The organism is Endozoicomonas sp. YOMI1, from assembly GCF_024606345.1.
Lineage (GTDB): Bacteria > Pseudomonadota > Gammaproteobacteria > Pseudomonadales > Endozoicomonadaceae > Endozoicomonas.
Genome location: NZ_JAHHPM010000266.1, coordinates 1 through 9,367 on the forward strand (window position 1 = coordinate 1; position 9,367 = coordinate 9,367).

Annotated in this window: 10 protein-coding genes and 1 tRNA gene; 4 read left to right on the forward strand and 7 right to left on the reverse strand. The window is 48.4% G+C overall.

Going from position 1 to position 9,367, the window contains the following annotated elements:
- Positions 1–86 precede the first annotated feature (86 nt).
- From KDK15_RS09310 to trpR, 4 genes are all read right to left on the reverse strand, one after another.
- A tRNA-Met gene (locus KDK15_RS09310) sits at positions 87–163 on the reverse strand.
- 166 nt (positions 164–329) lie between these two features.
- The gene (gene ychF / locus KDK15_RS09315) at positions 330–1,421 is read right to left on the reverse strand and encodes a redox-regulated ATPase YchF (RefSeq protein WP_257295081.1); all 1,092 of its coding nucleotides are present in this window, start codon (positions 1,419–1,421) and stop codon (positions 330–332) included.
- 146 nt (positions 1,422–1,567) lie between these two features.
- Positions 1,568–2,830 carry an amino acid permease gene (locus KDK15_RS09320; protein WP_257295082.1) on the reverse strand — a complete coding sequence of 421 codons (1,263 nt, stop codon included), beginning with the start codon at positions 2,828–2,830 and terminating at the stop codon, positions 1,568–1,570.
- A 126-nt stretch (positions 2,831–2,956) separates the two neighbouring features.
- Positions 2,957–3,229 carry a trp operon repressor gene (trpR, locus tag KDK15_RS09325; RefSeq protein WP_257295083.1) on the reverse strand — a complete coding sequence of 91 codons (273 nt, stop codon included), beginning with the start codon at positions 3,227–3,229 and terminating at the stop codon, positions 2,957–2,959.
- A 291-nt stretch (positions 3,230–3,520) separates the two neighbouring features.
- On the opposite strand from trpR, the gene KDK15_RS09330 reads away from it, so the two are divergent.
- Positions 3,521–4,723, forward strand: coding sequence for a hypothetical protein (locus KDK15_RS09330; RefSeq protein WP_257295084.1), 1,203 nt, complete (start codon positions 3,521–3,523; stop codon positions 4,721–4,723).
- A gap of 70 nt (positions 4,724–4,793) precedes the next feature.
- Positions 4,794–5,795 (forward strand): D-alanine--D-alanine ligase, encoded by a 1,002-nt coding sequence (locus KDK15_RS09335; protein WP_257295085.1) that lies wholly within the window; start codon positions 4,794–4,796, stop codon positions 5,793–5,795.
- Between the two features lie 232 nt (positions 5,796–6,027).
- Here the strand turns inward: KDK15_RS09335 and pth are convergent, their stop codons facing one another.
- Both pth and KDK15_RS09345 read right to left on the reverse strand, forming a co-directional pair.
- Complete coding sequence (pth, locus tag KDK15_RS09340) at positions 6,028–6,642, reverse strand: aminoacyl-tRNA hydrolase (RefSeq protein WP_257295086.1); 615 nt, start codon at positions 6,640–6,642, stop codon at positions 6,028–6,030.
- Between the two features lie 15 nt (positions 6,643–6,657).
- Positions 6,658–7,275, reverse strand: coding sequence for a 50S ribosomal protein L25/general stress protein Ctc (locus KDK15_RS09345; RefSeq protein ID WP_257295087.1), 618 nt, complete (start codon positions 7,273–7,275; stop codon positions 6,658–6,660).
- Between KDK15_RS09345 and KDK15_RS09350 the strand changes: the two genes are divergently transcribed.
- Positions 7,274–7,549 (forward strand): hypothetical protein, encoded by a 276-nt coding sequence (locus KDK15_RS09350; RefSeq protein ID WP_257295088.1) that lies wholly within the window; start codon positions 7,274–7,276, stop codon positions 7,547–7,549. The genes KDK15_RS09345 and KDK15_RS09350 overlap by 2 nt on opposite strands.
- A gap of 105 nt (positions 7,550–7,654) precedes the next feature.
- Positions 7,655–8,113: a hypothetical protein gene (locus KDK15_RS09355; RefSeq protein ID WP_257295089.1), complete on the forward strand. Its 459-nt coding sequence runs from the start codon at positions 7,655–7,657 to the stop codon at positions 8,111–8,113.
- Between the two features lie 113 nt (positions 8,114–8,226).
- Here the strand turns inward: KDK15_RS09355 and KDK15_RS09360 are convergent, their stop codons facing one another.
- Positions 8,227–9,168, reverse strand: a complete 942-nt coding sequence (locus KDK15_RS09360; protein WP_257295090.1) for a ribose-phosphate pyrophosphokinase — start codon at positions 9,166–9,168, stop codon at positions 8,227–8,229.
- Positions 9,169–9,367: the final 199 nt, after the last annotated feature.

Genomic DNA, 9,367 nt, shown 5'->3' on the forward strand with positions numbered 1-9,367 from the left:
GAACCCCCGCATGTCAGGATCAAAACCTGATGCCTTACCGCTTGGCGACACCCCAATAGATTACGCAGGATACATATCCGAATAAGTGGTAGCTAGGGGCAGATTCGAACTGCCGACCCCAGCATTATGAGTGCTGTGCTCTAACCAACTGAGCTACCTAGCCGCCGAAAGATGGTGCACACTTTAGTGATTTCACCTGAGCCTGTCAAGCAAAAAGCCTATAAGCAAAGCGGATTTATAACACGACGACAGACAAATACCCGATTCACGGGCACAACGAAAAAAAGCACGCTTTCCCGTGCCTTCTTCCGACGTTTTATCAGGAAGTTTCAGACATTAAACAGAAAGTGCATTACGTCACCATCCTGGACTATATATGCCTTGCCTTCTACACGCAGACGGCCTGCTTCTTTGGCACCCTGCTCACCATGGTATTTGATGAAATCATCATAGCTGGTGACTTCCGCACGAATAAAACCACGCTCAAAGTCAGTATGAATAACACCGGCAGCCTGCGGTGCAATGGCACCCACCTTCACCGTCCAGGCCCTGACTTCTTTCACTCCTGCGGTAAAGTAGGTTTGCAGACCAAGCAGTTCATAACCGGCACGGATGACGCGATCCAACCCGGGTTCTTCCATGCCAAGATCGGCAAGAAACTCTGTACGCTCGTCATCATCAAGTTCGGCAATTTCCGATTCCAGCTTGCTGCAGATCGGCACCACCACGGCTCCTTCCTGAGCAGCAATTTCCCGAACCGTATCCAGGTATTCGTTATTCTCAAAACCATCCTCATCCACATTGGCAATATACATGGTGGGTTTGATGGTCAACAGGTGGAACAAACGAACAAGCTTCCCCTCATCATCACTCATATTCATAGAGCGAACCGGATTACCAGCCTCCAGGTGCGGAATGATTTTTTCCAGCAATCCCTTCTGGGCTAAGGAATCCTTATCTCCACCCTTGGCAGAACGGGCAACACGCTGCAGCTGTTTTTCACAGCTTTCCAGATCCGCCAGCACCAGTTCCATATTGATGATTTCTATATCAGCACGGGGATCAATCTTGTTGGCCACATGAATAACATTGTCATTGGCAAAGCAGCGAACCACATGGGCAATCGCATCCGTTTCACGGATATTCGCCAGAAACTTGTTACCCAGACCTTCCCCTTTGGAAGCGCCCTCGACAAGACCCGCGATGTCCACGAACTCCATGGTGGTCGGCAACACTCGCTGAGGTTTAACGATTGCCGCAAGCTTATCCAGACGGGGGTCTGGCATGGCAACCACACCGGCATTGGGCTCAATGGTGCAGAACGGGAAGTTTTCTGCATCAATACCCGCCTTGGTTAAGGCATTAAATAGCGTTGATTTACCAACGTTTGGCAATCCAACGATGCCACATTTGAAACCCATAGCGCTTCTGCTCGCTCCTGAAGATAGTTAATGGGGGCGAATTATAAAGACTGAGGGAAAAAATTTCAGAAATTTTATGTTGGCAGATAAAAAAACGCCCGGAGAGATCCTCTCCGGGCGCTCAATCCAATCACATCAAAGAAGCATTAGCCAAACTTTGGCAGAACCCCCATCAAATCAAGCCCCGCCAGCACCATGGCAGCAATGCCAAAGAGGAAGATCAGCCCCATTCTCACGGCCCCACCCGGCACCTGATAGCCATCCTCACCTCGCTGACGACCAACCCAGGCCATCATTACCGGTGAGAGAATACAGAAAACAACCAGCACCAGCCCGGCAAAGCCAATGGCAGTAATAAAACCATTGGGCAGGAATACACCCAACAGGGTTGGTGGAATAAACGTAATTGCAGCTGTTTTTAACCGGCCCACAAAGCTGTTGTCGAAACCGAACAGGTCAGCGATGTAATCAAACAGGCACAGAGCAACACCCAGAAATGAGCTGGCCACCGCCATGTTGGCAAACCACTGCAACACATTCGAAACATTCACATTAAGACCCGATTCAGAAAGTGCGCCCAGCATATCGCCAATATTGCCTCCGGCAGCAATAATGCCAGGGAACGCTTCACGGGGCAGATTGCCAAAGAAACTGAACTGCCACAGGGCATAAAACGCCAGGGCCAGCAACGAGCCGGTCAACAGCGCAAACCTTACCTGCTTGCCATCCTTATTGAGGTAGCGGGTGATACTGGGCACAGCGGTCTGCATACCAAAACTGACCGTCAGAAAGCCCAACGCTCCGAAAGAGAAAGGAGACACCTCGGCAAACGACAGGCCCGGCATCAAATAGTCAGAGGAAGCATTGCCCAGCAGGCCACTGATACTCCACAAAAAGGTAATCACCATTCCGCCAATCAGCACCGTACTGACCCGGTCAACGGCGCGGGTTCCGGTCATTACGATAGCAGAAAGCACCAGGGCAAAAACAAAGCTGGCCATGGGCGTGGAGAGAGAGACACCATCCACGGCGTCCAGAGAGTAAGTAATGATGGAACTGCCGCCCGAGATGTAGGCATAAGTCAGGATGTAACAAAGAAAGGCAACAGAAGCACCGTTAACAACACGACCAATAGAGCCAATGGTGCCCTCGGCAATAGAATCAAAACTCGCACCCAAAGGAAAGCGCAGATTAGCTTCCAGCAGATAGAGTGATGCACTGTACATGCAATACCAGGTAAAGACCATCAGCAGTATTGAGTAACCAAACCAGAGACCGCTGGTGGCAACTGGCAGTGAAAACATTCCGGCACCAATCGCGGTTCCGGTAACGATCACCGTTCCTCCAAGAACTGAACCCTGCTTCCCGGCGGAGTCCGGAGAACTTTCCGTTATAACTGCTTCAGACATTAATATTCCTACTGTTTTTTGGAACTATTGTTTATTCGGCTCAAGGCTGTTTATTCGGCTCAAGGCTGTTTATTCGGCTCAAGGCTGTTTATTAGGCTCAAGGCTGTTTATTCGGCTCAAGGGCATTTAAATCTGTTCAATCATGGCTATTTCAGTAGCAGACAGCATTTTCAGATAATTTGAACATCGGGTTACTTTGGTGATACTCACTCCAATCCGCGCAGCTATCTCCCGTTGAGATTCTTCTTCCGAAATCAGGGCCTGCATAATGGCCAACCTCGAGCCAATAGCCTCCCGCTCTTCTCGAGTCAGTAACACCGCCATAACCTCATGGAGCGCTTCCACATCCTGCTGTCTCTTCAGCAGTTTGATTACCTGAAACCAGGACTCAGTCTTCATGCCTTGTTCAATTTATCTCAGTCACCTGTACTGATGTAAAAGTACAAAAGTACACATATTACCGATATTGCGGAAATTACTAAAAACCACAATTAAAATAACAAGAAATTCAGGTTCTGACTGAACAAAAGCTTATGGTCGTTCGCAAAAAATAGAATTATCCGCACAAAAAAATGTCCAAACACTCAACATTAAAACGAATTACCAGAAAGCGGCTTGTGACCAACCCATGGATGCAAGCCTTTTTAACTGTAAAAGGTGTATTACCTGAATCACCAAGGCGACAATCCTGTGAATCAATTGATCAAAACCGTTATTTTTAAACTGATACTTGCACTGGCAGCTTATCCACTCACAGCCATTGCAGCAGAAAGCACTCAACCAATGGCAACCGATGAACATACCGATGCGTACCTGACTGCTACCGGCTATACCCTTGAAAAGCACTCCAACGCCCCACCAGTCATTACCGCTCACTTTAACCACTGCGCCGACACCCCCCTTGCCAGGGAAAAAAGAATGGCAAAAGGTATTCTCATTGGCAACGATCGAGTACTTGCCCCGGCTGATTACTTCATCGACCCATGCTCCCCCCCCATCGTTTTACCTGAAAGCCCCCTTCAACTCTCAAATAACTATTATTGCCATGATCAGCGAATCAAAAAAATCACCCACCTTTCTCTGATTTCGCCGAGCCGGGGAGAAACCGATGAACCCAGGCAGCAGGCCAGAGTGGCCACACCGAAAATCATCAGAGTGTTAAATGAATTACATTTTGACGGAACTTCAACGATCGACGCCCTTCTATGCCACAGGGTCGAAAATGGCACTATCAACATTACACCAACGGTTGCCGTTCTTTCTTTAAGTAAACGAGGCGCTGGTGCAATACCAATGGAAATAGCAACTGCAAAGCTATTTGATAGAGTTGGCGACACCGGGAGTGAACCTCCTGCAACCTACAGCTCTTTACTCCTTAGAAACCATACGCACTTCCTGAATAGTGAAACAGCCGCGAGACCAGAATCGCCAGAAGTCAATCAGCTAATAGAAGCCGCCAGGCAGTTACAGCTTGTCGAAGAAGGCAAAGGCAACACCAGGTTTGATGCTCAACCAGTTGCACTGATTACTTCCACCGGTGACAGACATTATCTAAATGCGCTTGTTAATGACTGGAAAATAATCGAGGAATTCCCATCGCTATACGATCTCCCCGATTATGCTCAAAGACACCCTTACACCAGCAAACTCTGGAAAGGCACGAGCCCGTTGACAGGAACCATTGGCCATACTTTAGGCATGCACAGCATTCCCTGCCTGACCGGTGCCGCAGGAGGCATTCTGGCCACCGTAGAAATCGCAAGTACAGCCATGCTTTTTTATATTATTGCCAGCTACCTCTCATCTTCTCCTTACATCTATACCGTTATGAAAGCTGGGCTGGGCATCATTCTGGCCTCTGGATTTTATCGCTGGGCAACCTCTGAATATTAATTAACAACATGCAAGACAACAAAAACAACTACATTTGATGAACTGTACTCTTAATCTTGTGGATCACTAGATGCCAAATAGAAAAATCACCGTGGGAATAATTTGTGGTGGCCCTTCCCCTGAAGCCAGTGTTTCAAGACTTTCAGCAGGTCGCATCAGCTCGCCTCTGGAGAAAAACTATCAGAAAGTAGTTACCCTTGAACTGAATAAGATGCTGCCCGCCAACCTGACGCTCCACCAGGTCGATGTTGTTTTTCCAGTTGCCCACGGCCCCATGGGAGAAGATGGCTGCCTGCAAGGGCTTCTTGAGATTATGGGCATCCCTTATGTTGGCTCAACAGTCCTGGGAAGTGCGTGTGCCCTGGACAAGGTGACAACCAAGCGTATTTTGCAGACTGCTGGCATCCCTATGGCAAAAGATTGCGTCGTTTCCCGGAACGATCCGCTACACTTATCCGTCAGTCAATGTATTGAAGCCCTCGGGGAGAAGCTTATTATCAAGCCCTTCGCCCAGGGGTCCGGTATCGGCATTCAATTTGCCCGGGGCGAGAAAGAGCTGACAGAACGACTTAGAAGCGGCTTTGAGAAAGATGAGCAACTACTGGTGGAGGCATTTATTCATGGCAGAGAAGTCACTGCCGGGGTACTTGAACTGGATACCCCACAGGTGCTGCCAACCACAGAAATCATCACACCTGATAATGCCTGGTATGACTATACCCACCGCTACACACCGGGCTTGAGTGAACATATTATTCCCGCCCGTATTACGGATTATCAGAGAAAAAGAGTTCAGGAGATTGCTCTGCAGGCACACCAACTGGTTCGCTGCCGGGATATCAGCCGCTCCGATTTTATGGTTCCCCAAGACGGAGAGCCGATCTTTGCCGAAATCAATAATCTTCCCGGAATGACACCCACCAGCCTGTTTCCTGATGGAGCAAGGCATGCCGGAATAGAATTCGAAGAGCTGATATGCCAATTGATCGACAACGCCATGCTTAGAAAGGAGAAAACGTTTGACGGAAATGATTACTGGCCAATCCCCGAGTTAAATATATCAGCTCATTAGCAGGTTTTATTAAAGTCAGCAAGTAATAGTCCCTACATAACTTCCGTATTTCTCAGGTTCAAAACTCCGTTCATCCTGAGTGCTGAGCTTGTCGAAGTATCTAAGGGCGTGAACTCCGGCTCACGCATTGTGCCTTGGAAGCCTTCGACTCCGCTCAGGATGAATGGAGATCAAGCTCTAAACCGGGAAGTTAATTAAAGACTGTTCCTAAGCAGACACCAGAGCAAATATCTCAGGCAGAGAACGTATGCAGCTCCTGAACTGCTTTGGATCGCTTGCCATTCAAAGCTTCAGGTGTGACCCGGATCGATTCATCAATAACAGCATCAATTTTTTGCCGCTCTGCAACCGATGGCTTGGTCAACACATAGTTCACCACATCTTTGCTGTTGCCGGGATGACCGATGCCAAGACGAAGCCGTAAAAACTCACGACTGTTTCCAAGAGAGGCGATAATATCTCTGAGACCATTATGACCACCATGGCCACCACCCTGCTTCAAACGGCCAACGCCAGCAGGCAGATCAAGCTCATCGTGAACCACAAGGATAGATTCAGGAGGGATTTTGAAGAAAGTCGCCATGGCACCAACAGCCTGACCACTTCGATTCATAAAAGTCGTAGGATTAAGCAGGCGAACTTCCTGTCCGCCTATCAGTACCCGGGCAGTCATGCCAAAAAACTTCTTTTCTGGTTGCAAGATGGCACCGTGACTTCTTGCTAACTGCTCAACGTACCAGAAGCCGGCATTATGGCGGGTATCTTCATACTGTGCTCCGGGATTTCCCAGCCCCACGACCAGTCGAATCGACTCTTTTGAGGATAAGAGCTCCGAAGATTTTGCCATAATGCCTCCTTATGCTTACTCTTCGCCAGCTTCTTCAGCAGACGCTTCGGATTCTTCTTCAGAACCACCGCGAGTAGCCTGAACACTGGCAATGTCCAGATCCTGACCGTGAGCGATAACTTCAACGCCCGCAGGCACGGTCAGATCGCTCAAGTGAACATGGCCACCCACTTCAACCTTGGCCATGTCAACTTCGATGAACTCTGGCAGGTCACCTGGCAGACACTTGATTTCCAGATCTACACGATTATGTACGATCGCACCACCAGCCTTCACACCGACACACTCTTCTTCATTGATGAAGTGCAGAGGAACATTAGTAGTGATCTCATGGTCTGCATCGACACGCAGGAAGTCCATGTGCATAGCGAACTCTTTAGCCGGATGACGCTGCAGGTCTTTCAGGATAGCCTGCTGCTTGGTGCCATCAACAGCCAGGGTCAGAACCTGAGAGTAGAAAGCTTCAACTTCCAGAACCTTACGGATGGCTTTACCTTCCAGAGTGATCTGTACAGGCTCAGCTTCACCGCCGTAGATGATACCAGGAACCAGGTCAGCACGACGGAGGCGGCGGCTCGCACCTTTCCCGATATCCTTACGCGCTGTTGCGTTTAAAACGATTGCTTCAGACATGATTATCTCCAATATACCTGCCGCAACCTTGCGACCAAGCAGCGTCAGGCTGTTTAAACAGAACCCCACAAAGGGATTCAAAGGTGCGATATCATACCGGCATGGCGTAAAAAAGCAAAATATGTTTCCCGCACCAGACTGGGTATTTACTGAAAAACATGATGCACTGCAGCGCAATCAGGCAGCTGTGGGCAGGGACTATTCAGATCAAAAAACTGTTTTTTTAAAGAGTTTATGGAACCTGACAGCCCAACATTCCCTCTATATGAAATGAGTAGCCCAGTTACCCAAAATTTCAGGAGAGCCCCTAAGAATGCTGCCCATGACTGTCATCAATATCCAAAAGTCCATCTGATAATTAAAAAGGAGCAAAAAAGCCATGCCCTACAGTATCAGTACTTGCCCTTGCGGAAGTAGTCCGAATTTTGATACCACATATAAGTCAGAAACAGACCAGGCTGAAAAATTTTTATTAAAATCCTTTGGTTCACACTTGGTTTCTCACTTTAAAGGACCCAACGAATTTGAGAGATTCAAGACTTTAGTTTCGAAAAACATCGAAAAAATCAAAGAAAACAGACATAAGGCAAAGCAAGATGAATCACCAGAATCACTACTGAGGAGCATTTCAATTCTTCAACGTACCTGTGAATCAATTAAGTCTCAAGATTTTAAAACTTTCTACTACACGCTCTTAAATATTAGCAATGCCAATAGCGAAGAGGTAGATACGCATGCTTGCAAGGTACATGAGACAATGGAGCAGGCTGGAATTTTTCTGAGTCAAAAAAAAGCATCCTTACAAGATGATGCCAGCTGGGGATGCTCAATTCAGTAACATAACATCCAAACCCTGCCTACCAACAATACCTCCAGAAATTTCAGGTGATACACTGTGGTTCAGTGGTTGGAAATACAATTTCCAACCACCATCTGCCATCCCAACGAGTATCACTGAAACATCGCACTGATCGATTCAGCATTACTGATACGACGAACAGACTCAGCCAGCAGAGTAGACATATCCAGCTGACGGATCTTATCCAGAGCCTGGGCTGCCGGGCTCAGAGGTATGGTGTTGGTCACCACCAGCTCATCCAGCTGGGAGTTGGCGACATTTTCCAGGGCACGGCCAGAGAGGATTGGGTGTGTACAGTAGGCATAAACGGCTTTTGCACCCTTCTCTTTCAGGGCCGCAGCAGCCTGACACAGGGTACCGGCAGTATCCACCATATCATCAACAAGAATACAGGTGCGCCCGGAAACATCACCAATAATGTTCATGACTTCGCTTTTGTTGGCCTCTGGACGGCGCTTGTCAATAATAGCCAGGTCAGAGTTCAATCGCTTGGCCACGGCACGGGCACGAACGACACCACCATGGTCTGGTGAAACCACCATCACATCACTGTAATTACGGAGCTCAATATCGTCCAGAAGAATAGGCGAACCGTAGACGTTATCCACAGGGATATCGAAGAAGCCCTGAATCTGGTCCGCATGCAGGTCAACCGTTAACACACGATCCACACCCACACCAGCAATCATATCCGCAACGACTTTGGCACTGATCGGCACACGACTGGAACGGGGACGACGATCCTGACGGGCATAACCAAAGTAAGGCAGAACTGCGGTTACACGAACCGCCGAAGAGCGGCGCATGGCATCGGCCATCACCAGCAGTTCCATCAGGTTATCATTGGTTGGCGCACAGGTTGACTGGATGATGAATACATCCCGGCCACGGACATTTTCCTGAATTTCTACGGCGCACTCGCCATCACTGAAACGGCCAACGTAAGCCTTGCCAAGTGGGATATGCAGGTGATTGACAACTTTGTGAACCAAATCCGGATTTGAGTTGCCGGCAAACACCATCATTTTCGACACGGGAAATTACCTTGCTTGGATACTGGGCGTAGGTGGAAAAATCGAGTAACAAGAGAGGGTTCAGACAGAGAACTGCCTGAAAAATCAGCATTAATAGATAACAGGAAACAACTTTCTATAAGATGGAGAACAGAGACAAAATACTGGCTGGGGTGGAGGGATTCGAACCCCCGCATGTCAGGATCAAAACCTGATGCCT

Excerpts from the sequence above, each read along its gene's own strand:
- ychF (WP_257295081.1), bottom strand. The coding sequence starts at position 1,421 with ATGGGTTTCAAATGTGGCATCGTTGGATTGCCAAACGTTGGTAAATCA.
- KDK15_RS09320 (WP_257295082.1), bottom strand. The coding sequence starts at position 2,830 with ATGTCTGAAGCAGTTATAACGGAAAGTTCTCCGGACTCCGCCGGGAAG.
- trpR (WP_257295083.1), bottom strand. The coding sequence starts at position 3,229 with ATGAAGACTGAGTCCTGGTTTCAGGTAATCAAACTGCTGAAGAGACAG.
- KDK15_RS09335 (WP_257295085.1), top strand. The coding sequence starts at position 4,794 with ATGCCAAATAGAAAAATCACCGTGGGAATAATTTGTGGTGGCCCTTCC.
- pth (WP_257295086.1), bottom strand. The coding sequence starts at position 6,642 with ATGGCAAAATCTTCGGAGCTCTTATCCTCAAAAGAGTCGATTCGACTG.
- KDK15_RS09350 (WP_257295088.1), top strand. The coding sequence starts at position 7,274 with ATGATTATCTCCAATATACCTGCCGCAACCTTGCGACCAAGCAGCGTC.
- KDK15_RS09345 (WP_257295087.1), bottom strand. The coding sequence starts at position 7,275 with ATGTCTGAAGCAATCGTTTTAAACGCAACAGCGCGTAAGGATATCGGG.
- KDK15_RS09355 (WP_257295089.1), top strand. The coding sequence starts at position 7,655 with ATGCCCTACAGTATCAGTACTTGCCCTTGCGGAAGTAGTCCGAATTTT.